The sequence below is a fragment of the Enterococcus sp. DIV0240d genome (genome assembly GCF_051711245.1).
Lineage (GTDB): Bacteria > Bacillota > Bacilli > Lactobacillales > Enterococcaceae > Enterococcus_D > Enterococcus_D casseliflavus.
The window spans coordinates 2995942-3021455 of record NZ_JBIOMG010000001.1 but is presented as its reverse complement, the minus strand read 5'-3'; the positions used below and the strand labels follow the sequence as shown (position 1 = coordinate 3021455).

The 25514-nt window shown below is 42.3% G+C and carries 19 protein-coding genes; 16 read left to right on the top strand and 3 right to left on the bottom strand.

The window, feature by feature from the left end; all coding sequences use genetic code 11:
* Positions 1–2: 2 nt before the first annotated feature.
* Genes IGJ25_RS14550 through IGJ25_RS14540 form a run of 3 tightly spaced genes read right to left on the bottom strand, consistent with a single transcriptional unit; the run spans position 3 to position 1845 of the window.
* Positions 3–1220, bottom strand: coding sequence for a sensor histidine kinase (locus IGJ25_RS14550; protein ID WP_225000593.1), 1218 nt, complete (start codon positions 1218–1220; stop codon positions 3–5).
* The gene (locus tag IGJ25_RS14545; RefSeq protein WP_438779424.1) at positions 1189–1377 is read right to left on the bottom strand and encodes a hypothetical protein; all 189 of its coding nucleotides are present in this window, start codon (positions 1375–1377) and stop codon (positions 1189–1191) included. The genes IGJ25_RS14550 and IGJ25_RS14545 overlap by 32 nt, the downstream gene beginning before the upstream one ends.
* Positions 1378–1386: 9 nt before the next feature.
* The gene (locus IGJ25_RS14540; RefSeq protein WP_438779423.1) at positions 1387–1845 is read right to left on the bottom strand and encodes a DUF624 domain-containing protein; all 459 of its coding nucleotides are present in this window, start codon (positions 1843–1845) and stop codon (positions 1387–1389) included.
* A gap of 264 nt (positions 1846–2109) precedes the next feature.
* Between IGJ25_RS14540 and IGJ25_RS14535 the strand changes: the two genes are divergently transcribed.
* The 16 genes from IGJ25_RS14535 (at position 2110) to IGJ25_RS14460 (ending at position 25400) form a co-directional block, all read left to right on the top strand.
* Complete coding sequence (locus tag IGJ25_RS14535) at positions 2110–3420, top strand: ABC transporter substrate-binding protein (RefSeq protein WP_225000592.1); 1311 nt, start codon at positions 2110–2112, stop codon at positions 3418–3420.
* Positions 3421–3606: 186 nt separating this feature from the next.
* Positions 3607–4566 carry a carbohydrate ABC transporter permease gene (locus tag IGJ25_RS14530; protein WP_140966019.1) on the top strand — a complete coding sequence of 320 codons (960 nt, stop codon included), beginning with the start codon at positions 3607–3609 and terminating at the stop codon, positions 4564–4566.
* Between the two features lie 3 nt (positions 4567–4569).
* Positions 4570–5403: a carbohydrate ABC transporter permease gene (locus IGJ25_RS14525; RefSeq protein WP_005234188.1), complete on the top strand. Its 834-nt coding sequence runs from the start codon at positions 4570–4572 to the stop codon at positions 5401–5403.
* 75 nt (positions 5404–5478) lie between these two features.
* The gene (locus tag IGJ25_RS14520; RefSeq protein ID WP_081116080.1) at positions 5479–7092 is read left to right on the top strand and encodes a glycosyl hydrolase family 28 protein; all 1614 of its coding nucleotides are present in this window, start codon (positions 5479–5481) and stop codon (positions 7090–7092) included.
* Positions 7093–7513: 421 nt separating this feature from the next.
* The gene (locus IGJ25_RS14515; protein ID WP_081116081.1) at positions 7514–8767 is read left to right on the top strand and encodes a glycoside hydrolase family 28 protein; all 1254 of its coding nucleotides are present in this window, start codon (positions 7514–7516) and stop codon (positions 8765–8767) included.
* A 237-nt stretch (positions 8768–9004) separates the two neighbouring features.
* Positions 9005–10336, top strand: a complete 1332-nt coding sequence (locus tag IGJ25_RS14510; protein WP_225000591.1) for an MGH1-like glycoside hydrolase domain-containing protein — start codon at positions 9005–9007, stop codon at positions 10334–10336.
* 374 nt (positions 10337–10710) lie between these two features.
* Positions 10711–12225 (top strand): extracellular solute-binding protein, encoded by a 1515-nt coding sequence (locus IGJ25_RS14505; RefSeq protein WP_010749864.1) that lies wholly within the window; start codon positions 10711–10713, stop codon positions 12223–12225.
* Positions 12226–12504: 279 nt separating this feature from the next.
* Positions 12505–13173, top strand: a complete 669-nt coding sequence (locus IGJ25_RS14500) for a DUF1961 family protein (RefSeq protein WP_010749863.1) — start codon at positions 12505–12507, stop codon at positions 13171–13173.
* Positions 13173–13847, top strand: coding sequence for a YesL family protein (locus tag IGJ25_RS14495; protein ID WP_010749862.1), 675 nt, complete (start codon positions 13173–13175; stop codon positions 13845–13847). Before IGJ25_RS14500 ends, IGJ25_RS14495 begins: the two co-directional genes overlap by 1 nt.
* On the top strand, positions 13822–16335 hold the full coding sequence (locus tag IGJ25_RS14490; protein ID WP_010749861.1) for a hypothetical protein: 2514 nt from the start codon (positions 13822–13824) through the stop codon (positions 16333–16335). Before IGJ25_RS14495 ends, IGJ25_RS14490 begins: the two co-directional genes overlap by 26 nt.
* Positions 16320–17267, top strand: a complete 948-nt coding sequence (locus IGJ25_RS14485) for an ABC transporter permease (RefSeq protein ID WP_005234199.1) — start codon at positions 16320–16322, stop codon at positions 17265–17267. Before IGJ25_RS14490 ends, IGJ25_RS14485 begins: the two co-directional genes overlap by 16 nt.
* Before the next feature lie 11 nt (positions 17268–17278).
* The gene (locus tag IGJ25_RS14480) at positions 17279–18157 is read left to right on the top strand and encodes a carbohydrate ABC transporter permease (protein ID WP_005234200.1); all 879 of its coding nucleotides are present in this window, start codon (positions 17279–17281) and stop codon (positions 18155–18157) included.
* Positions 18158–18243: 86 nt separating this feature from the next.
* The gene (locus tag IGJ25_RS14475) at positions 18244–20454 is read left to right on the top strand and encodes a helix-turn-helix transcriptional regulator (protein ID WP_010749860.1); all 2211 of its coding nucleotides are present in this window, start codon (positions 18244–18246) and stop codon (positions 20452–20454) included.
* 193 nt (positions 20455–20647) lie between these two features.
* Complete coding sequence (locus IGJ25_RS14470) at positions 20648–23320, top strand: beta-galactosidase (RefSeq protein ID WP_081116084.1); 2673 nt, start codon at positions 20648–20650, stop codon at positions 23318–23320.
* A complete protein-coding gene (locus IGJ25_RS14465; RefSeq protein WP_010749858.1) occupies positions 23292–24131 on the top strand; it encodes a sugar phosphate isomerase/epimerase family protein in 840 nt (279 codons plus the stop codon). The genes IGJ25_RS14470 and IGJ25_RS14465 overlap by 29 nt, the downstream gene beginning before the upstream one ends.
* A 285-nt stretch (positions 24132–24416) precedes the next feature.
* A complete protein-coding gene (locus tag IGJ25_RS14460) occupies positions 24417–25400 on the top strand; it encodes a LacI family DNA-binding transcriptional regulator (RefSeq protein WP_438779422.1) in 984 nt (327 codons plus the stop codon).
* The last annotated feature ends 114 nt before the right edge of the window (positions 25401–25514 follow it).

The window sequence follows — 25514 nt, the reverse complement described above, 5'->3', positions numbered from 1 at the left end:
TTTTAGAGAAAATGTGGATCTAATTGCGCTTGCAATCCCTTAAATTCGATTTCTTGGGACAAAATACGCATTTCATAATTGTCCTTGATCAAGGCATTTAATTCATCGATCATCGTATTGTAGCTTTCGTAAAGGACCATGATCTCTTCTTGACTATTTTCTGGGACAGCGAGGGTCTTTAAAGAGGCCAGTTTTTTCGTTTTCCGCAGAACTGCCATTTGCGAAGCCAAGTCAGCTAAAGGACGGGTCAGCTGATTGCTTATTTTCCGAATCACAACAATAATCAAACATAAAAAAGGCAAACTCACAGCGATGGAAAGGCCTTGTAGTTTATAAAGATCCGCTAAGACTTGGTTTTCAGGCAGTAAATAAATGAAGGTCATATTCGGCATCGTCTTCCGATCCATTGCATAGTAGTACTGGCGATTATCAAACGTCATGGAGCCGATCGATCGCTGGAAGGTTCCCATTTTTTGCTGCAAGGTATTTTGATCCGCAGCGAGGGTTTGCTCGTCATTTGCGGTACTATAAAATTGGTTCTGATACGCCATGAAAAATTGGTTTTGTTCAGAGACAATGGGAAGACTTTCGATCTCGTTACGAAAGAAGGACGTATTGACTAGAAATATCACCGTACCAATATAGGTTAAAGAAAGATCGGCTGTTGAATAGATTTTTCGCAGGTAGACACCTTGAGAAAGGTCTTTTGCAAAAAACCAACTCCCTTTGGCAGGCTTATCGGGCAAAGTCTCGATCATATCTTTGATGGTTTGGCCATTAAAGATATGGTCGGTCTCGGCTAGAAAGTTGATCATGTTTTCGTTCGTTGGGGTAAAGAGATAGACGTTTTGAATCGTTGATTCATTGCGTACGAGGGCGTTGATTTCTGCACTTAAGGCATTCTTTTGGTCGATCGCCTCTAAGGATTGCAAGGAATCTTGTGCCAAGATCCTTTGTAGGCCATTTTGGATCGGTGCACTATCAATAATGCGAAAAGAGAGGGTTTCGACGGCAGTTAAACGTTTGGCGATATTTGTTGAAATGATCGAGACATCTTTATACGCGGCTTCTTTCAGCTGCGCCATGTAGACTTGTCGCCAAACTAAGGTCAGGAGAAGAGCCAATGAGACGATAATTGCCACCGTTGCAAAAAAGACAAAATGTAACTGTCGCTCAAAAGGCTGCTTTTTAAAGTGATTGATCAGCTTCTGGGACTTCATGGACACTGCCTCGCTTTGCTTGCAATTGTTTGGTTTTTTCAATCATCTGACCATGAAAAAATTCAGCGAAAAACAAGAAAATCACCAGTCCAAAGACGAGTAACAAGGAGGTTTTGGCAGTCAATAAGAGAAACAATAAATACCAGGTAAACAACAAGGCAAGGCCTTACAGTGGGTAGCGAAAGACTAGAAAGATACTGATGTACAAGGTCTGTTTCCAAGCGTGTTGTTCGGCTTTGGCATAGGTCATAAAGCTGATGAATGCAGTGTAAAGGAGGAGAATCGTTAAAAGTAAATAGACAGGGCGCAGCCAAGCCATTTCAGTCGGGAAAAAATGAGTAATCCGTAAGTTAAACAACAACAGAAGTACTGTACTTAATAGTCCAATGCCAAAAAGGGAAAAGGTGCGAAAGGCTTGCTTGTAGGCTTGCCAGAAGGCAACAGCTGAATAGTCATGGCCTGTTTTACGAAAATCATGTAAACATTTAATCGTGACAGCGGTGGCAGGACCGAAGCCAAAAATCCCCAAACCTAAAAGGGTAAAGAAAAGCCATAAAAGGTTTAATTTAGCAAAATAAGCTGTTACCGTAAAAAGACGAAACAGTCCGGTTTGTATTTTTTTCATTGTTTCCACCTACCTTGTTTTTTGAAAAGTAAGCCTTTTCAACGCTAGTATAGCATAGTATATTGGAAAAAATAGAGCATGTCTGTTTTTTTACATTTTTCATCTGTTTTTCTATTTTTTTCTAGCTATTGCCCGTGAAGGCTTAGCCTTCAGCAAAAACGACAGTCTAGTTTTTCACATATTTGCTCTTGTTTTTTCATTTTTATTAACGAGGATTTCCATTACAATCACCTTGTAAGCGCAAACAAAAAGGAGTGTAGAAGAATGAAGAAAACTTTTTTAAAAGCAGCGAGCTTGTTGTTTCTTGGTGCGACCTTAGCAGCTTGTGGCGACAACGGCAATAGTAGCGGAAGCTCAGAAGCTGATGCAGATGGGAAAACGACGATTTCCTTTACCTGGTGGGGCTCAGAAGTCAGACACGAGAAGTATATCGAATCGATCAAAGAATTTGAGAAACAAAATCCTGACATCAAAGTTGAATATGAATATGGTTCTTGGGATGACCATTGGAAAAAACTAGCAACAAAAGCGGCTTCTGGAGAATTACCTGATGTGATCCAGATGGATGTGCAGTACATTGCGCAATATGGAACGAAAAATCAATTAGCAGATATGTCGGAATTTATCGGCAATGAGATTCAAACCGATGATATCAAAGAATCAATTTTAGCAACTGGCGAGTTAGATGGAAAAGTTTTTGGCATACCAACTTCTGTCAATACGATGGCGATGCTCTACAATCCATCATTGGTAGAACAAGGGGGCACTGGGATCGACTTTAGCAATTATACCTTCGATGACCTTGTAGAAAGTACGGCAGCGATCGCTGAAGCAACCGGTGATTATGGTTGGAATGATAACAATGACAACAGTACGATTTTACAATACTTTTTACGTACTAAAGGCGAAGATCTATACCAATACGATGCAGACGGCAAACCAGAGATCGGTTTTTCCAAAGAAAACTGGGTTGAATTTATGGGGGCTATCGCGGACCTTACGGAAGCCAAAGCAATGCCAACCGCAGAAGTGACTAGCAATGCCAACAGTATGGATCAATATCCGTTTTCACAAGGAAAAGCAGCCTATATGATGACTTGGTCCAATCAATACTTGACCTATAAGGCCTCCGCCGCAGAAGATGTCGAAATCAACTTGGCTCGTCCATTCGACTCAGAAAACGGGGCGATGGCGTATCGACCAGGGTTCTTTTATTCGATCGCGAATGCTTCTGAATCAAAAGAAGCAGCTGCGAAGTTTGTTGACTTTTTAGTAAATAGTGAAGAAGCCAATAAGATCATCGGTACTGAGCGGGGGATTCCTTCCAATGATGCCATCAAAGAATTGCTTTATGCCGACATGACACCAGAAGAACAAGAGTCCTCTGATTTCTTAGATGATATTGCAGACATCGTTGGTGATCCATCCCCAATCCCACCAATTGGGTTTGCTGAAATCAACACGTACTTTAAAGAGCTGTACGCAGAGATCACTTATGGCACCATGACACCAGAAGAAACTTATGATGCCTTTACGCAACGCTGCGAAGAAATTTTTGCAGAAAACTATCAATAAGCATAGCTGCGGCGCCTTTACTGACTTTTTCAGTAAAGGCGTTTTTTTAGGAGAAACAATGGGGGAAAAAATAGGTCCTCTAGTTTTTCACATTTCTGTACTTTTTTTTCTATTCATTCTTAAGAAGCACTTCGTTAAAATCAACTTGTAAGCGTAATCAACTATAGGAGGTAGGAAGTGAAAATTATGGAACTACAATCAAAATCACCCACGGCAAAAGAACCTGGGAAACTCAAAAGCTGGTTTAATCGATTACCAGAATCAAAACAGAATATGGTTACAGGCTACTTATTTATCTCACCCTTCATCATTGGCTTTTTTGCTTTTATTATCGTCCCGATGGGGATTTCTCTTTTTATGTCTTTTCATGACTATGATTTATTGACAGAGGCGCAATTTGTTGGCTGGAATAACTTTAAGACGATTTTTACGAATGATCCCAAGTTTGTTCAGTCACTGACTGTTACGCTGAAATATGTTGTGTTGGCAGTCCCTTTACGGCTGATCGTCGCATTAGCAGTGGCGATGCTGATCAACCGCCCATCGAAATTAAGCGGCGCTTATCGGGTATTATTTTATATCCCTTCGATTTTAGGTGGGAGCGTGGCGGTCTCGATCATGTGGCGGAATCTTTTTGGCGATTCAGGGTTGATCAATGGCGTGCTAGTGGCGATCGGCTTAGACCCGATCTACTTCTTTAAAAGTCCTGGCTTAGCGTTGATGACCTTGATTTTATTAGCAGCGTGGCAATTTGGCTCGTCGATGTTGATTTTCTTATCCGGTTTGAAAAATATTCCGAAAGATTATTACGAAGCGGCGGAAATTGATGGGGCAGGAAAAATCAGACAGTTTTTCAATATCACGGTTCCAGTCCTGACACCAATCATCTTTTTCAATCTGATCTATCAAACGATCATGGCCTTTTTGACGTTTACACCTGCGTTTATCATTTCGAATGGGACGGGTTCTCCTCGTAACGGCACGTTAGTCTATTCCTTGTACATGTATCAACGAGCCTTTACCGATTTCAAAATGGGCTATGCTTCAGCCTTAGCGTGGATTTTACTGGTCATCGTCGGGTTGATTACGATTCTGTTGTTCGCAACATCGAAATTTTGGGTGTTTAAAGAAAACGAGGAGGTTTGATTGATGCGTGAACAAAAACAAAATTATTTCTTTGATGCTGTGATCTTAGTTGCTGCATTACTGATGCTTTATCCGATTTTCTGGCTGCTGTTTAGTGCCTTTAAACCTAGTAGTGACATTTTTCGAACGGCAACGGAGTTGATCCCCCGCAGCTGGACGTTAGAAAACTTTACCAAAGGCTTTGAAGGGATCGCAGGGATTCCCTTCATTCGCTATATTTTCAACTCGTTGCAAATCGCGTTGATTTCAATGGTAGGGGCGGTCTGTTCTTCGGCTGTCATTTCTTATGGATTTGGTCGAATTCCTTTCAAAGGAAAAGGCTTTTGGTTTGCTTGTATCTTGGTCACGATGATGCTGCCGCAAGAGATCATCATGGTGCCTCAGTATCTTTGGTTTAATCAATTAGGCTGGCTTAACTCGATTCGTCCGGTAACCGTTCCTTCATACTTCGGACAAGCTTTCTTTATTTTCATGATGGTTCAATTCGTCTCTGCGATCCCGACAGATTTAGATGAAGCAGCAAAAATGGACGGCTGTGGACGGGTCGGTATTTTCTTCCGCGTGATTCTACCGTTGATGAAGCCTTCCTTGGCAAACGCTGCGATCTTCTCTTTCTATTGGAAATGGGAAGAACTGATCGGACCGATGCTGTACCTTACACGTCCGCAAAACTACACGGTATCGATTGCCTTAAAGCAGTTCCTAGATGCTAGCAGCACTTCCAATTGGGGAGCGATGTTCGCGATGTCTGTGGTCTCCTTACTACCTGTGTTGATCATCTTCTTTATTTTTCAAAAATACATTGTTGAAGGCATCAGCACGACGGGTCTTAAATAATTGTGGAAAAAGATATTCGCTGTTTTGGAATATCTTTTTTCTATTGAATGAATTCGTTGAAGAAAGGACAAACCGATGGAACCATTTCAAGTAATTGATTTTCATGTCGTACCAAGCACGATCGGCGCTCATCAAGCGACCCTTATTTGGGAGAAGCCGCTGCACGCTCAAGCTATTTTTGGTTATCAATTGTTTTTAGACAACGATTTGATCCAAACCAGACCAACAAACAAGACGCATTGGACGTTGACAAACTTATCTGCCGATCAAACGTATCAAGTAACGATCATCTGCCTCGATCATCAGGGGTGCCTGCTTACAAATACCGCAGTCACGACGACCTTTCGTACAAAGAAAAAAAGTGTTGTGTTAGATGTTACGCAAGCACCCTACCATGCTGATAGCGCAGGCAAAGAAGATAGTACCACCATTCTCCAGCAAGCGATCAACGATTGCCCTAGCAATGGCACTGTCTGGATCCCAACAGGGGCAGTGATCCTTTCTGGTGCGTTGGAGCTAAAAAGCAATATGATCTTTCAGGTAGATGGCACATTGCAAGCAAGCCTCGACATAGAAACATATCGGGTTGCCCCTCACGAGTATTTAGGAAGCGTGAATCAAGAGGGCTTACCATTAAGCCGTTATGAAGGCTGGGAATTGTTTTGCTTCCGTTCATTGATCAACATTGGGTATATCGATCGGGGCGATCGAGGGCGTATCGTTTGTGAAAATATCCGTCTTTGTGGCAAAGGAACGATCATTGGTGGCGGGAATCCATTAGGACTGGCGATGCGAAACTCTTATGCAGACCGGGAACAGTATCCAGAATATGTTTCTGATGGAAAACCTGGAAGACGAGTAAGGGGACGTTTGATCTGTATGATGCAGGCCAAAAACATCCATTTGACAGAGTTGACGTTGATTGACCCACCATGCTGGACTGTCCATATGATTTACTGTGACACCGTTGTGACCCATGGGGTGAATATTCAGTCCAAAGGCATCGACAATGGCGATGGATGGGATCCAGATTCTTCGCAAAACTTGCTGATTTTTGACACCGTTTTTGATACGGGTGATGATTGTATCGCAATCAAATCTGGCAAAAATCCAGAAGGAAATCAGATCAATAGACCAGCGAAAAATATTCGGCTGTTTGATTTGGCTATTCGAGGGGGACATGGCATCGCGATTGGTAGTGAGCAATCTGGTGGTGTCGAAAATATCTCCTTTCGAGATTGTCAACTGACCAATACGCTTTATGGGCTAGAATTGAAAGCGCAGAATGATCGTGGTGGCTATATTCGTCAAGTGACGATCACCGATTGCCTGTTGGATCGTTTCATGGCTCATCCTGTTGCTTACAATGCCGATGGTCAGGCAGCCCAACAGTTACCGATCATTTCGGATATTTTGGTCAAGAATACCCGTATCGTAGGGCAGAACCCTTTGGTCGAGCTAAAAGGGTTTGTCGATGAACAAGCACAGCAGGTTTCACCGATCCAACGCGTTGCTTTTGAGTCAGTTGCCTTTGAATCAGCTAAAGGGCAAAAGAAAATGATTTTTGAACAGTGTCAGGAGGTCAGCTTTAAAGAAGCAGCCGTTATTGATCGAGCGGCCATAAGTGACGCAATAAGTTGCCAAGAAACAGTCGAACTATCCATGGTGGGACAAAAGAAACTCACGTAGAACAAGCTTTTGAAAATGATCTGCGTTGGTTCTCCCAATGAGAAACAGTTAGTTAAGCACCTTATTTCCTCCCTTGACAGGTTGCGCCTTTTTGCTTTTGTAGACAAAAAGGCGCATTTTTCTAACAAGAAAGGACGATGCAAAAAAAGACGATCCCCAGAAATCAAAAAGGACTTTCATTTCCCGATAAGGGGACTATAGTAAAGAATGTAGGGAAAAGGACGCCAGAAAGCACATGGGAAAAGACAACGAGATGTGCCAAGAGGAACGCTTTACTTGATGGACAGCGCCAGTAAGAAGCACTCAGTTCTATCCAACGAAATGATAGATGAAAAAAGGTGGGCGATGCGCAATTTTTACAATCATGGGTATCGACAAACCTATCAACAGCTTAAAACAAAAACGTAGGAGGCAAGCAAGAATGGAAGACATCACGCAATTATTGCAACGAGAAATTGACCAAGCATCAACTGTGCAGGGAACAGTGATTACACCACCCGGCGCCTATCAAATCGGCGCATTGTTTTTAAAAAGCAATGTGCACTTGATTGTCTCAGAGGATACGATTCTGTATGGTAGTCAAGAACTGGCCGATTATCCCGAAGTAGATAATCGGGTCGCAGGAATCAATATGAAGTGGCCTGCAGCGATGATCAATGTTTTTCACGCAGAAAATGTCATGATCTCTGGAAAAGGAAAACTTGATGGTCGTGGAGAAACATGGTGGCAAACGTTTTGGGGAACAGATGAAGCCAGCGGGATGATGGCGGATTACGCAAAAAAAGGCTTACGCTGGGCAGCAGATTATGATTGCAAGCGCCCACGAAATATCCTTGTTTATGAAAGTCAGCAAGTAACCATCAAAGGCATTTCGTCGGTACAGTCGGGTTTTTGGAATACCCAAATCACGTATTCTCACCACATATTGATCGACGGCATCACGATAGACAATGGAAAAGGGCCTAGTACTGATGGCATCGATATTGATTCCTGTGAAGAAGTCACGATTCAAAATGCCTACATTTCCTGCAACGATGACAATATCTCGATCAAGGCGGGACGTGGGGCAGAAGCCTTAGCCCAGCAAAGAAGCTGTCGGAAAATCACGATCAAAGACTGTCAGTTAGGGTATGGTTCAGGAATTGCCATTGGTAGTGAAACTTCGGGTGGGATCGAAGAGATTAAAATACAAAAAGTCGTCTTTGAGCAAACTGGCGCAGGGTTTCGGATCAAATCCGCCAACAATCGAGGTGGATTTATACGCAAGGTCACTGCTTCGGATTTAACGATGAAGGATGTTGGCTTTCCTTTTCTCTTACAAACAAATTGGTACCCAGATTATAGTTATCCAGAACTGCCAGCTGATTATGAGGAAGAGATTCCCGACTATTGGCACAAATTGATGGTACAACCAGCTATTCCAGTAGGTCCAGCAAAGGTCTGCGACATTACTATTGAAAACGTGCAAGCTACCAAAACAGGACAACAAAGCGTGCGTGCTTTTTTCATCGAGGCCAGCCCAGCAGAACCGATCCGCAATCTAACATTAAAAAATCTTTCCATCCATGCCGACGAGTTCGGCAAGATTGCAGGGGTTGAGAACTTAAAGATGGTGGAAACGATCGTCACTGCGTTAGCGCCAACCTTGGATCAAAATGATGTGTATGAGCGGTAGTAGAGAGACAACGAGAACGTACATCGCTAAGTAGGAAAAGAGAGGGGCACAATGAGGGAAAATTTTATAAAGAAATATATTGATACATTTAATCACAATGATGAAGAACTTTATTCTCAATGTATATCAAATGCTGACGCAGAAACCTGGATGATGCAAAACGTCCCAGTATTTACATGTAATCAACCATTATTTGAATAAGCATATTATTTTCGATGGTGGGTATTTCGGAAGCATTTGAAAGCCACACCAGAGGGAACGATCATAACTGAGTTTTTACCACCCGTTCGTTGGTCAGGACCATACAATTCCATCAATTGTGCTGTTGGACATCATCTTTCCGAAGCTCGTTGGTTAAAATGTGGTCGCGAACTCATTCACGAATATGTTGATTTTTGGTTTAAAGGCAGTGGAAATCAGTATGCCTATTCGTCTTGGATCATTGATGCGATCAAAAATTATGCGATTCTTTGGTCAGATGCTGAGTATGGTGTTCAGTTATTACCTCATTTGGTAACCTTTTATCAAGAGATCGAAACGCATCATCTGACTCGTTATGGTTTGTTTTGGTCAAATGATGACCGGGATGCCATGGAGTGTTCTATTAGTGGTAGCGGATTGAGGCCAACATTAAATAGTTACATGTATGCCAATGCCTTAGGAATTGCCTATTTTGCCGAGCAAGCAGGTGATTCTTCACTTGCTAAAGACTATCGAAATAAAGCGTCACTTTTAAAACAAAATATAATAAAGTATTTATGGGATTCTGAAGAAGAATTTTTTAAAGTGATTCCCTTAGAGGATAAAGATGCGCAAATTGCAACATTTGACTTTAAACAAATACCAAAGCAACACAATGTAAAAGAATTGATTGGCTATCTCCCTTGGCTCTTTGGTATTGCCGAAGATACTCATGCGAGGGCTTGGCGCTATTTGAGTGATCCCATGTGTTTTCACGGTGAGTATGGTCTGACTACAGCAGCCAGAGATCATCTGTGTTATAACTTACCCAGTGAGAAAAATCATGAGTGCCTTTGGAATGGACCATCTTGGCCGTTTGCCACAACCCAAACGATCAATGCAATGATAGCCTCACGTCAAAACAAAAATAGTTCACTTAAAGCAACAGACATTTCACGAGAATTGCTGACCTATGCGAATAGTTTTTATCGAAACAAAGCAGATGGGCCAAAAGTCAATTGGCTTGATGAAAATATTGATCCAGATACAGGAGAATGGCTTTCCAGAAAAATTTTAAAAGACCAGAACTGGCCCATAGGAAAAGGTGGCTATGAACGTGGAAAAGATTACAATCATTCTGCTTTCAGTGATTTATTCATTCGTGGATATTGTGGTATTCATCTTTCTGATGAGGGACTGCTGACGATCGATCCAATTAAAGATACGACGCTTGAGTATTTTTCTTTTGAGGATTTGCCGATGAAAGGTGATTTTATTTCTGTCTGGTATGATCGATCAGGAGAACATTTTGGCAAGGGCGTAGGCATTACGGTATTGATCGATGGCAAACACTATCAGAGTAAAAATAAGATTGAAATCAGTTTGTAAAGGACCAAGAAATTGGTCTTTTTTAATTTGAAAAATTTACAGCCTAATTGGTTTGGTCACAAGTAACTTCTTAAGAGAATGTGCTACTTGAGTAAGAAAGATCTGTCCATCTATTTAGAAGCATAGCATGAAATTAGAGACGGATAGAGAAAAGAGAGCGAAGATTTTAAGCCAAGAGCCAGTGCTTCAGATGTTCTTACTTTTTTTGGAAAGGGAAGACTCAGCAGATCGTTGTCAACAAACCCCTACCTAGCCATATATCAACGATTAACAAAAAATGTCAATTGCTGGAAATCCTGCTTTTCGTTATGCTTTTGGTATTGAAAGCGGTTTATTTAATCGGGCTCAACAACAAAATCTAAGGAGGAAAAGTAGTGAAAAAATTAAGTACGATTCTTGGTTTGGGGTTACTATCAGTCGCTTTTTTGTCGGCATGTGGGAAGGAGGAAGCAGGTTCCACAACAGATTATGATACGATTTCGATTTTATCGCCGTACATTGAAACTGAACCACCTGCAAGTGACAACGAGATTTTGAAGCAATTAGAAGCGTACACTGGCAAAAACATTGATATTACCTGGGCACCCAATACATCCTACGAGGATAAAATGAATATTACGTTAGCTTCAGATGATATTCCAGAAGTGATGGTCATTCAAGGAAAATCAGGAGGATTTATCAAGTCAGCAGAAAATGGCGCTTTTTGGGATTTGACCGACTATTTAGCTGATTATCCTAATCTCTCTCAATCTAACGAGGATGTTTTGCGTAATTCTTCTGTGAATGGCAAAGTGTACGGAATTTATCGGAAACGTGATGCGATGCGGACGGCGGTGATCATCCGAAAAGATTGGTTAGAAAACTTAAACTTAGATGTACCAGAAACGATCGATGATCTCTATGAGGTTGCCAAAGCATTTACTGAGAACGATCCCGATGGGAATGGTGAAAATGATACGTTTGGTTTGATTATTCCCCAATGGCCTGGCTCGATCAATTCAAATAGTCCTTACGATGTGTTAGCTACTTGGTTTGGGGCAGGAAATGCTTGGAAAGAAATAGACGGCACTTTAGAGCCATCCTTTATGCAACCAGAATACCTAGAATCAATGCAATTTGTTAAAGATATGGTGGAACAAGGCTATGTCAATCGTGATTTTGCAACCATGGCAGCAGATAAATGGGATGAGCCGTTTATCAATGGACGTGGTGGGATCATTATTGATACGTATTCACGAGCAGCACAAATCAGCAATAAATTATTGCAAGCTGGAGAAGAAGACCTCGTCGTCTTTACAGGGAATTTAAAAGATAATAGTGGTACGATGAATGCGTTACCGACAGATGGCTATTCTGGTTTCTTGGCGATTCCTAAGTCGAGTGTCCAGACAGAGGAACATCTAAAAGAGGTGTTGACGTTCCTTGATAAATTAAATGATAAAGAAGCACAGGTATTGCTGAACAACGGAATCGAAGGAATCAATTTTGAAGTAGTGGATGGAATGTCCGTCGCACTAGAAGGATCAGAAGCTGAAGCGTTAGCCAATGCGGTCAAAGGGTACTCACAAATTGGGATGAATGTAACGGAAGATACCCTGTACTATATTGCTAAGCCTGATACAGAAGCGGCTACTGAAAGCTATGAAAAACGATTGTCATTGATGGAAGCTGATTTAGAGCACGCTGTCTTTAACCCAGCAGCCTCCTATAATACAGATACGTATGTAACAAAAGGGGCACAGCTTGATCAGATCATTAGTGATGCGCGGGTTCAATTTATTGCAGGACAAATCGATGAAGCGGGTTGGGAAGCTGCGATCGAACTTTGGAAGAATCAAGGAGGCACGCAGCTGATGGAAGAAACGAATGCCCTTCATCAAGCACAATAACGACAGTCGAAGAAGGTTGAGTGGATCTTGCTCTCAACCTTTTTCTTTTTCAATAATTTTTTTCAGCTAATTATTCAGCTAATAAAATGGAGTACTATTTAGGTGAGACGAGACAGGTAGTAAGAAATCAGAAAAGAAAAAATGGAAAAAAACAAGTGGAAACCCTAATCTAACGCTTGATATCAAGGAATTCAAAAAAAGTCAATTGTTAGAAATGTAGGTCAAGTTTACTATGAAAAGAGAAAAGTAGCTCATATACGCATAAAAGGAGAAGAAGAAATGTTAGCGAAATTGATCTATGAAAATCCGCTGAATCAAGCAGCAGATATTCAACACTTTATTGCTGAAGGAGAGCCCAAGATTACTTTCCAAGACGGGATGATTCTGGCGAATACGTATTCTGAAGAATCAAACAAACAACCACATTTTGTTTTATGGCTGCCTCAACAATTTCCAGCGGACCTACGAATCACCTGGCAGTTTCAACCACTGGCTGAACCAGGCTTATGTATGCTCTTTTTTGCAGCAGCCAATCGCAAGGGTGGCTCGATCTTCGATTCTGGAGTACCCAAACGAACCGGGGCATATCCCGAGTATCATTCTGGAGGGATCGATGCTTACCACCTTTCTTATTTTCGAAGAAAGTATGAGGAGGAACGGGCGTTTGAAACGTGTAATTTGCGCAAAAGCCATGGGTTTCATCTGGTCGCCCAAGGCGCAGACCCACTTCCGAGTGTAGCAGATGCCCGAGGGTTTTATCACCTAAGAATCGATAAGGTAGGTGCAACGATTTCCTTTTGGATCAACGACTTATTGGTGTTAAGGTACCTTGATGAGGAACAGTTTGGTCCCGTATTAACTAAAGGAGCGATCGGATTTCGGCAAATGGCGCCAATGAAGGCCCGCTATAAAGACTTGAAGGTATATTCCTTAGAGGAGGAACGGTGATGAATTGGCAGAAAGCATATCAAGCAGCAGATTTTGTCTTTTATTGTTTGCTGATAAATGTAACCGTTATTATAGGTGCACTAGTAGGTGGGATCATCTTTGGACTGGCGCCTAGCGTACAAGCAGGATTCCACGTAGCAAAGAAAACCCTTAAACAGGAATCGCCGCCTTTTTTTCAAACGTTCTTTGGGTATTACCGCAGGAACTTTTGGCGATCGAATCGCTTGGGCTTACCGATCATTCTCTTTTATTTGTGCCCCATGATGGTGATCCAGCAAGGATTTTTAGCGGCATTGACTCAAACAGGCTTGATCCTATTGATCGTTAGCCAATGCGTCGCGATCGCTGTGATCAATACATTGCTTAGCATGTACGAATATTATGTGCTCCCAACGAAGAAGTACCTAGGCGCTTCGCTACGCTTTCTTTTTTTTCAACCTATTGGCACCTTTTTAGGCGTCCTTTGGTTTGGGATTTGTAGTACGATCAGCTTTTTTCTCCCCGGTCTCCTTCCATTTTTAAGTATTGGGATGTGGATCATTGGCACAATGGGGATTTACTTGAAATTATTTGATGAAAATGAACAAAAGCTAAAGCAACAAAACGATGCAGTTCAACCTGCAGAGAGGGAAGAGGAGGAAATCGAACATGGCATTGAAATGGCTCAAAAATAAACCTAAGGGAAAACGTGGGCTGAGTTTTGGGTATCCATGGGAAAAAGGAGCTTTACAACCTGAGGTTCTAAGGGAGGAACTGTTTTTGCTGGGGGAGGAGCCGCTGCAAACGAAAGTACTGGCTTACTGGCCAGATGGCAGTGTGAAATGGACAGGACACAGTGGTCTGGTGGCAGAAACGACGCAGTTACTTTTTCAAAGAAAACAGCGTGTCCAGAAGAAACAGGCGATTGCTAGGGAAGCTTACAACGGTATTTATTTTGACAACGGTACGATCAAAGGCTTCTTCCCGAAACATGGGGAAGGGAAAAATGTTTTGGACTGGGTAGCGGTCAAGGGGCAGAAAAAATTGCAAGATCTTCACGCAATCCTGCAATACCAAAACAAAAAGGTGCAGTCCAAAGTAACGGACTTGATGTTGGAAGAAAATGGTTCAGAAAAAGCCGTTATCAAAGTAACGGGCGTCATTGAGATCAATCAAGAAGTGGTGCAAGAGTTTATTTTACGGTTTCGTATCTTTCGCGAAATCAGCAAATTGGAAATCATTCATACGGTCATTATCATCAAACCACTTGCTTATGAAGGCATGGGGATAGCATTTGATTATGCGTTGACAGGTGAAAATTGGAATCGACAAGTCAAATTTATTGCAGATGCTGTGTATCATGAAGCGGCACAATTGTTACTTTCACGGCGACACTATCAGCAAAACATTCCCTATCAACAACAAGCCAGTGGACAGCTCGTTTCATTGACCTCAGCGGACGAGCAGATGCTGTCTCATGCGGTGGAAAATGCTATTTGGGACAATTTTCGGGTCAATCAAATCAATCATCGGTCATTTGAATTAGAAAAACAGACCGAAGCTGGGTACTGTTGGTTGCCCATTGGGGATGGCGAGCATTATTCAGGTACCTTTTACGCTGGGGGAGAAACCGGCGGCGTTGCTTGCAGCATGGAGAAATTTTGGGAAAAAGCACCATCTGCGATCGAGGTGACAGGCATCACCCAAAAAGAAACCCAAATCACGATGTGGCAGTGGTCACCGAATGCCAAGCCAATGGATTTTCAGCACTATTCCAAACGGGATCATATGCTTAGCGGATACGAAGGAATGGAAGAGATTCGTTCGACGGCAGTTGGCGTAGCAAATACGACGCGTTGTTGGTTGGATCTATATGAAGAAGCCCCGTCAGAAGAAGTGTTGCTGGGCTTAGCTCAAGAAAACCAAGAACCTGCCCAGATCGTTTCATTGCCAGAGCGTTATCAAGAGACGAAGGTTTTTGGCAGGATCAGTTTACCAGATGAATCAACGAAAACGAAACAGTTGCTGGAGCAACAATTGGCTGAGATGCGTCAATTCTATTTAGCAGAAGTCCAACAAAGAAGTTGGTATGGCTATTGGAACTATGGTGATGTCATGCATACCTATGATCAGTTTCGACACCAATGGCGCTACGATCTTGGTGGGTACGCTTGGCAAAACACTGAACTGGTCCCAAACATGTGGCTTTGGCTAGATTTCTTACGGACTGGTGATCCAAGCGTCTACTATCTGGCTGAAAGCATGACGAGACATACTTCAGAAGTCGATCAGTATCATGCTGGTGAATACAAAGGATTAGGGTCACGGCATAATGTCGTTCATTGGGGCTGCCAAGCTAAAGAAGTTCGAATTTCAATGGCGGGTCTCCATCGCTACTACTACTATTTAACAGCGGATGAACGCATTGGGGAGATTATGGAACAAGTCAAAGACAATGAAACCTATGCTTTTGATGCGTTACCACCGATGCGCGAGTTTTATGAACGAGAAACGAAGCGGATACCGATTCGCATCGGACCAGATTGGGCTGCGCTAGTCTCGAACTGGTTTACCCAGTGGGAACGGACGAATGATCCTGTTTACCTTGAAAAAATTCGCACGGGCATCACCTGCATCAAAGCCATGCCCCAGCGCCTATTGTCTGGTCCCACAGTGTTATTTGATCCACAAGACAAAACCTTATCTTATATGGGAACTGGGAATTTTGGCGGCTATCACATGGTCATCTCCTTTGGGGCGCCGCAAGTTTGGTTAGAACTTGCTCAAGTGCTGGAAGACCCCGAGTGGACAGAGATGTTAGGGGAGTTTGGCTGGTTTTATAGCTTGAGTCCTGAGAGAAAAGCAGAAGAATCAAACGGGGTACTGACGGAACCTCATTTTGCCTGGCCAATGTTTGCGTCGACGATGATGGCCTTTGCTGGGCGAGTGCGTAACGATCAAGCAATCAGCCAAAGGGCTTGGCAGTTATTGCTTGATAATGACAAATCGGGTGTTCCATTGCCGATCGAAGCGACCATTGAAGCAGCGACAACGTGGAAAAAAATAAAAGAAATGCCGTGGGTATCGACCAATGTGCTGGCACAGTGGGGTCTAAATACGATTTGTTGTTTAGCACTGATCGGAGCGGAGTTAGAGGAGGAGAATGAATGGAAACAACAATAAAAAAAGTGCCGAAAACGAAAGAGCAATGGGGGAGTTTTCTCAACCATTTTAAACAAAATAAATGGCTCTATATTTTGACGATTCCCGGGATCATCTATTTTGCAGTATTTCGTTATGCACCGATGTATGGGTTGATCATTGCTTTCAAAGATTATGTGCCCTTTTTAGGAATCGCAGATAGTCCATGGGTCGGAACACAAAATTTTATGGATTTCTTCAATAATCCTGATTTCTTTCGGATCTTGTGGAACACGTTGATGATTGCCTTTTTAAACATCTTCTTTTCGTTTCCAGCACCCATCTTTTTGGCACTGTTACTGAATGAATTGCGCAACAAGCTGTTTCAGCGGACCATTCAAACCTTCGTCTATGTACCACATTTTCTTTCATGGACGATCGTCGTTAGTCTTTGGCATATCTTATTCAACATCGATCATGGAGCGATCACTCAATTTATCGCTTCGTTGACAGGCGTTGAAATCGACTTTCTCTCAGACCCGCAATGGTTCCGCCCCATGATCGTAATGCAATCGATTTGGAAAGAGATCGGTTGGGGGACCATTATTTATTTAGCTGCCTTATCAGGTGTGGATCAGGAACAATACGAAGCCGCGATCATGGATGGTGCAGGACGTTTTCGTCGTGTGTGGCACATCACTTTGCCTGCGATTCGTTCGACGATCATCATTATGCTGATCATGCGGATCGGGTCGATTTTGTCTACGGGGTTTGATCAGATTTTCTTGATGACCAATCAGTTGAACCGAACAGTAGCAGATGTTTTTGATACGTATGTGTATATGATGGGGATCACCAATGGCGCTTACAGTTACTCAACAGCCGTCGGATTATTTAAATCGATCGTTGGGATCATCCTCGTACTTTGTACCAATAAATTAGCGAAACGCTTTGGCGAAAGCGGCTTATACTAAGGAGGAAAAAGATGGATACTTTACACAATACGAAGGCAGGGAAAATATTTGACATTTTTAATGCGCTATTTTTGGCATTGATTGGGTTATTCATGGTGATTCCTTTTATTTATGTGATCGCAGGTTCATTTGCTACGGAGTTAGAATTGACCACACGTTCGTTTTTCTTATGGCCAAATGAGATCAGTCTCGACTCCTATCGCTTTATTTTTTCAACCAACACCTTTATCCGTAGTTTGCTTGTAACGGTCGGCGTTACCATCGTTGGCACGCTGGTGCAGCTTTTCTGTACCTTCACCTTTGCCTATCCTTTATCACGCAAGCACCTAAAAGGACGGAACACCTTGTTGAATCTCGTGATTTTTGCAATGCTCTTTTCAGGTGGGATGATCCCAACGTTTATCGTGGTGAAAAATTTAGGACTGATCAATTCTTATTGGGCATTGATTTTGCCAATCGCGATCAATCCGTTCAACTTAATGATCATCAAAAACTTTTTCCAAGAAATGCCGATCGAATTGGAAGAATCCGCCAAGATGGATGGCTGTACGGAACTAGGGATCTTATGGAAAATCATTTTGCCTTTATCAAAACCAGTGATCGCGACCTTCACCCTTTTTTACGCCGTTGGTATCTGGAACGACTTCATGAGTGGATTGCTCTATATCAACGATTCAGCAAAATGGCCGATTCAGTTATTGTTAAGACAGATCACGATGGCCTCCAGTGGTGCCAATGCGTTAGCAAGTATGGACCCCAACTATGTGCCGCCTGAACAAGGAATCAAATTTGCAGTCATCATTGTGGCGACTTTACCAATTTTGATCTTCTATCCGTTTTTGCAAAAACATTTTGCCAAAGGAATGCTGATTGGATCCGTCAAAGGATGATACACTTCAATAGTTGTGGATAGGTTGTCATGCGTTTTTTCGCATGACAATTTATTACATAAAATCTATTACAAGGGTGTTTGGGAATGAAGTACTTTAAAACAGGCGGTTTTCATCGAAAACTGCAGCTAGCCAGTCTATGGATCGTCGTGCCGCTATTAGCCGTTGCAATCTTTTTGCATGCCTATTTGATCGGACCATTACAACGATCGTATCAAGAACTAAACAATCGCCAAGTCGAAGGAATCGTTAGTAACATCAACCAACAGTTCTCGCAGCTGGAAGTGACTTTAAGCGTTTGGGGGCAATCGTTTCAAAGGCGCTACCAAGAAGATTTATTGGAAACGACGAATTATCAGACGTTGATCCAGCTGTCGGAAGAATTGTTTTACTTAACCAATAGCTCCAATTATGTCAATCGAATCGGTATTTATTCGCTCGGAGAGGCGCCCTTTGGGATTGAAAGTGGCGGCACGTATGAATTAACGCTCGAGCAAACCAAAACAGCATTTGAACGCTATCGGATCGATAATGGTAGGCAGTATCAGTGGAAGATCATTGAAGAAGAGGATGAATTGATTTTTGTACAAAACATTGATAGCCAAGGTGAAGATCAGCCTAAAATTTTTTTAGTTGCAACGATCGACGAGCAATCATTGTTAAAGTATTTTTATGATACTCAAATTGAAAATGGTCTCGCAGCGATTTCCTTTAATCATGAGAGTTTTCGTTTTATTGGCGATCAGAACTTAGCGAATGTTATCCAACCGCTGAGTGAGGAGCATCAAGGAACCTGGGTCGAATCGATCAATGGCAATGATTATAGCATGATCGCCGTAAACAGTACGCGACTCAACCAAATATGGACATTTTATACCGTCGTTCCCTTAGCATTGATTACCGAGCCAGTCACTCATTTGGCTAGAGTGCTGATCGTCGTAAGTATTCTTTTTATTGCTTGTGTGGCAGTCATGAGTCTCTTTTTGGCAAAAAAACAATACCAACCTTTTGAAAAAACGATGGATCAGCTCTTTGGTAATACCCAATGGAAAAAAGAAAACGATCTGGAGTTTTTGGTGGACCGTTGGCAACAATTAAGTCGGGAAAAAGGATTGCTACAAAATCAGGCGGAACGCTTTCAAGATTCGCTGAAGCGGCAAGTGATCCAACATTTGATGGAAGGGTATTATGGCTATTTGTCAGAGGAAGAATCGCAACAATTACTGCAGCAAAAAAACTGGCGCTTAAGTGACCAAGGGTATCGCCTGTTTTATTTCCAACTCAATGATCTATTAAGCAATCAAGCAAATTCACAAGATGAAACCCACATTTTGTTTGCGCTAGAAAACATTATAACGGATGTCACAGCCATGTTTTTCCCAGAATCAACCATCGTTTCGTCAAATGAAGGGCGGATTTTGGTTTTTGTGGTCAATCAAGAGCAGCAACTGACAGATTACTTCACGATGGTCACCAAGCAAATCAATTTGATCGTCTGTCGTTATGTCACCATCGTTAGTTCGCAACAAGAAACTGAGATTCGCAAGTTGCCTGAAGTTGCCCAACGTCTCAAAAAGCAAATCCATCTGCAACGGTTGATTCCCGAAAATCAAGTGCTTCAAGGAGAGAAAATGCGTCCGCTGCCGAAGTATTCTCTTTCGCAAGAAAACTTGATTTTAACAGCACTGAAAAGTGGCTATCATGAAGAATTGCAACGAAGTGTCCAGCGGTTTTTGGAACAGGTCGTGGCAGAAAACAATCAACAGGCTGCGGTGATCTATGTGGTCAATCGACTGTATGATCAAGTCGATTACCTTTTAAATGAAAATGGTGTCTCACGAACGGATTATGTATCGAAAACGGTTGTGTTAGAGCGAATCGAACGACTTTTAGACATCAATCAGATCCAAGCCTTTTTGTACCATCATTTCTTAAAGCCCGTCTCCATCCTCTGGCAAGAAAATGTCGCTAATTCTTATAGTGAAATGATCCAAAAAGTAGCGGAGTACATCCAATCTGATTTTCGCAATGAACAAATTTCGTTAGAATATGTTGCGGATCGTTTCGAAGTAGACCCAATCTTTTTGAGTAAGGAGTTCAAGCGTGCCAAGCAGGTCAACTTTATTGATTATTTAACCAACGTTCGCATCGTAGAAGCAAAACGGCAGCTGCTCGAAACCGATCACCAAATCAATGAAATCGCAGAAAACCTTGGGTATAATCCCAGTTACTTCAATCGTTTATTTAAAAAGTGCACGGGAATGACCCCAGGACAATATCGAAAAGGTCAGAGCTGATCACTGTTGGTTGCTGCGGAAAAGCTCGTATTTTCGCAGCTTTTGCTCTGATTTTTCTATGTTTTCGTCAGCCAATGTTTTGTATAATAGAAAAGAAAGCGATTTCTAATACAGCTTAAGTTCAGCAAGAAAACCAGCAGACTTGTCAAAGCTGTTGGAAATCTGATAGTAAATAGATGGAGGAAGAAAAGAAATGAAAATCGTTCTAGGCGGAGATTCAACCATGGCGGATTATCCCCTTGATCAACAGCCAATGATGGGCTGGGGACAAGCCTTACCAAGCTATCTACCCCCAGAAGTAAACGTACGCAATTTTGCAAAAAACGGCAGTACGACTCGTTCGTTTATCGAAGAAGGGTTGTTTGAGCAACTCCTGCAAGAAGTCGAACCGAATACAGTCGTCCTACTGCAATTTGGACATAATGACCAAAAAGAGAAAAATCATGTCACGATGGAGGCGTACATTGCTCATTTGACAGACATGATCCGTCAAATCAAAGAAAAAGCAGGAATCCCGATCCTGTGTACACCTGTTGAACGGCGGGTAGGAGAAGAGGGACGATTGGCGCATACGTTGTCAGCATTTTTACCTGTCTTAAGAGAACTTAGTCGAACGGAAGAAGTAGTTTTGTTTGATTTAAATCGCTATACCTATCATTATTATGACACATTAGGACTAGAAGCTTCCAAAGCACTCTTTGTTTGGTTAGCACCGAATGAGCACCCCAATTATCCTGCAGGTCTTGCAGATGATACCCACTTTTCAAAGCTCGGGGCGCATATGATCGCTCGCTATGTAGCGATTCGTCTACAGGCGTTTTTCCATGAGCAACCACTGTTTCCTGATATTTATTACGGCGCCTGCATGTATCCAGAAGTCTGGTCGGAAGAAATCATGCAAAGTGATAGTCACACGATGAAAACGTTGGGCATGAATTTTGCTAGAATTGGGGAATTCATGTGGCGCGACTTGGAGCCTCAACCTGGAGAATATGATTTTTCGTTGTTGGAACGTGCGCTAGAACAGTACCAAGCAAATGGCATCGATGTTTGCTTATGTATTCCAACGCCGACCCCACCCCGCTGGTTTACAAAACAGTACCCAGAAGCATTGGTCACTAACCAAGATGGAACGAAGATGCATCACGGCTCAAGACAGCATGTCTGTACAAACAACGAGGACTTTCGCCGTTATGCCTATCGTTTGACGAGAAAAATCGCTGAGATTGCCGAAAAACATGAAAATGTCGTTATGTTGCAATTGGACAATGAGTTTAAATGTCATGTCGATCTATGTTACTGTACGACGTGCCAAACGCGTTGGCATACGTATTTAAAAGACAGCTATCAATCCGTGACTAACCTCAATGAGTGTTGGGGAACGAAGGTGTGGAGTGAGTGGTATGACGCATTTGAGGATGTCGTCTTGCCGCTAACGACCCCATTTTTGCATAATTCTTCCTTGATGAATGCCTTTCGCCGTTTTACCACCGATACGTTGAATGAGTTTGCGCATGATCTTTGTCATTTTATCCGAATGGAGACCGCGTTACCCATTACCCATAACTCCGCTTTTGGGTTTAACTTGCAAAATGATGAGCTATTTGCTGATTTGGATATTGCTGGTTTTGATACGTATGCGCCGGCAGACAATTATCCAGCGTATACGATGAACTTGGATCGTTGGCGAAATGTCAAACCGCGCAATAAGGAAATGTTATTGTTAGAAACTTGTACTGCCAATGCAGGTCATATTGAAAATTATGCGGCACCTCGTCCTCATGGGTTTGTCACAAGTGAAGCGTTCATTGGCTATGCTGGTAATTTGAAATCCTTCTGCTTTTGGCATTTTCGTGGACATCGCTATGGTGTGGAGCAACCCCATAGTGCCGTGTTAACTGCTTGGGGAGAGCCAGATCGTGGGTATGAAGAGGTAGTTCGGATTGGCGAACTAAGACAACAGATCGCACCACTTTTAGCGGAAACGAAGTATGTATCGGCAAAAATAGCCATTATCTACTCGGATTACTCGAAACGTTTTTACACGATCGATCATGGGGGTGTTTATGATTATCGCAGCCTGTTTACCGAATTTTACGGCAGTCTGATTCGCCAAGGAATTCGTGTAGAAATCATTCAAGAAAATAGTCCGTTAGAAGAGTATGATGTTGTTCTTGCCCCATTTGTTCGTTGGATCAGTCCTACCTTGTTGAAAAAATTTGCCGCCTTTACTGAAGCAGGAGGCAAGCTGATTTTAGGCCCGATGACGGGGGATCGGACAAAAGAGCTGGCGTGGCCAGCGACGAATGGCTTAGATCGTTTAGGAGAATGGCTCGGGTTCGACCAAATCCAGCAGTTTACGGTGAAAGGACTGACTTATCAGCTAACCTATGACGGCCTAAAAGAACCTTTGGATCATTTGGTCACAGTTTTTCACTGCCCAGAAGATTGGGAAACGATCGGACGTGGGAATGACCAAACGCTACTAGCTAAGAAACAACTGGCTCAAGGAGAGATCATCTATTTAGGTGCGCTACCTAGCAATTTACCAGACAGTTTGATATGGCAGTCGTTTTGTCGCAAAGAACTTTTCCCTTATGAATCAGAGCGCCAGTTGATCAAATGTTCGGAAGGTGTGATGAAGTATCGCCGAGAGTCAGCGACCCATGTCCAACTCTGGATCAGTAACTTAGGGCTGACGACAGCTGATTTTACCTTACATCTACCCGGTTTCGAACGCTTATCAGGTGAAGCGCTGGCGCGGGGGAACCATAGGCTAGAACCTTATGAAAATTTGATTATTGAATGGGAAAAAATAGTAGAAAGCGAGGAGTCAGATGATTCATTTAGCCATCCGAGGGCATGACCTTTCAGGAGAATATACACCAAAGCAGTTAGCACAAGCGGTAGGTGCAAAGAAAATAAAAAACGTTCAGTTTGCCTTGAATGCGTCTTTTCCAGATCTAAGTGCTCCTGAAAAGATGAATCCAGGTATGGGGACCTTCTTCAAGAATGAATTCCAAGAACAAGGCGTTCAAATCGCTTTGTTAAGTTGTTATAGTAACTTGATTCATCCCGAACCAGAGGAACGAGAAAAAATCTTACAGAAATTTGAGCGCTATTTATTCCATGCCCGTTATTTTGGTGCCAGCATGGTGGCTTCAGAAACAGGCTCAGTCATTGCCGCACTGGGATATAGTGAAGAGAATTTTTCAGATGAGGTTTTTGAAGACTTGATCCATGTGATCCAGCGACTCGTTCGAGTGGGAGAAAAATATCAAATCATGGTAGGGATCGAAGCCGGACTGAATCATCCGCTGTATTCGAATCAGCGCATCGCCGAGCTGATTGAACGTGTTCCTTCTGATTATTTAGGGATCATTTACGATCCAACGAATTTGATCACCGCAAAAACGGCTGCTGATCAAGTCGCATTGGTAGAAGAAGCATTTACTCTTTTCGGAGAGAAAATCGTCTGCTTGCACCTAAAGGATTTTCAACTCTCGGGAGAAGAAGTGATCCCTGTCCCGTTAGGTGAGGGACAAATACGGTATCCAGAAATTTTACAGCTTCTGATCAAACACAAGCCATACTGTTACGTGGTGCTAGAAGAAACAAAAGACGCTGGGATCGATCGTGCGGTGGCGTTGATTGAAGGCTTAGATTTAAAAAATTAGCTGGGGGTTTGTGTAGATGATTGTGTAAGAGAACACGGGAGTAGTTTTCTTGTTTTCTTAAAAAACGCTGGCATTGAATGCAAATTTTATCTAGCATAGAAAAGTTGTTTATGATGAGATTTCATCTAAACAACTTTTTTATTTTCTTAAAAATAAAAAATACGATGTAAAATTTGTTATTATAGAATAAAAAGAAGTATTTTAGATTGTTGCATTCGGATAATGGATCAAATGGAAAAGGATTTAATATTTACGAGACATGTAAAAGAGAGAAAGGAGGAACCAATGGCAAACATGCAAGACGTGGCAAAACTTGCCAATGTATCTGTGACCACCGTCTCACGAGTGATCAATAACAGAAAATATGTCAATGAAGAAACAAAGCAGATTGTGCTAGAAGCAATTCAAGCACTTGATTATGTACCAAATGAATTAGCACGGTCCTTTTATTACAATTCCTCAAAGATGATAGGCTTGCTGATCTATGATTTGAAAAATGATTTTTATAATCAATTTATTACCCGAATCGAGTCGCAACTGATTGAGAAAGGCTATAGTTTGATGATTGGTACCACACAAGGGAATCCTGAAAGAGAAACCTATTTTTTGAACTTGTTTCTCGCAAATAATATTGATGGGGTAATTTTATGTACCAACCTTTGTACGCAAGGTCCGTTGTTGCAAAAGGTTCTCAAATTACCTCTAGTGAGTGTGGGTAGAGTCCTTAGCGATGAAGTATCCTCCGTTTCTGCGGATAATACCTCAGGTGGACAGTTGGCAGCACAGATCTTAAGCCAAAATTGTTGTCGCGAGATCCTCTTCATTAATGGACCAAAGACATTACATTCCGTTCAAGAAAAATCAGCTGGTTTTTATCAAGTGATGGACCAATACCCAGAGATCCATGTTCACGAGGTCATACTCGATTTTGTAAATGTCACGCAAACATCCTTTGATCAACTTTTTCGTCAATGGCCTTCTATCGATGGCATTTTTGCGGCAAGCGATTTTTTTGCAGCCTGTGCTTTACGTTCCCTTCATTCACTGGATAAAAAGGTTGGTGGAGCGATTCAAGTGATTGGTTATGAAAACACCAATGTTTGTCTTTGTACTAGCCCTTTGCTTTCGTCCATCGCACGACCTTTAGAGGAGATGGTGGATTGGACGACCCAGCTACTTTTTCAAGAGGTACAAGGAGACAAAACCGCACCAAGACACGTCCTCTTGAAAAATTCATTTGTCCCAAGAGAAACGACTCAATGGAAGTGATGGGAAAAGAAGCAACCGATTGCAGCTTTCTTTTGATTGTCTTGGGATAGCCGAAATTCTATAATGAAATGGACTGGAATAAATCCAGAATGAGGAAGTTGCTAAGTGATAGGT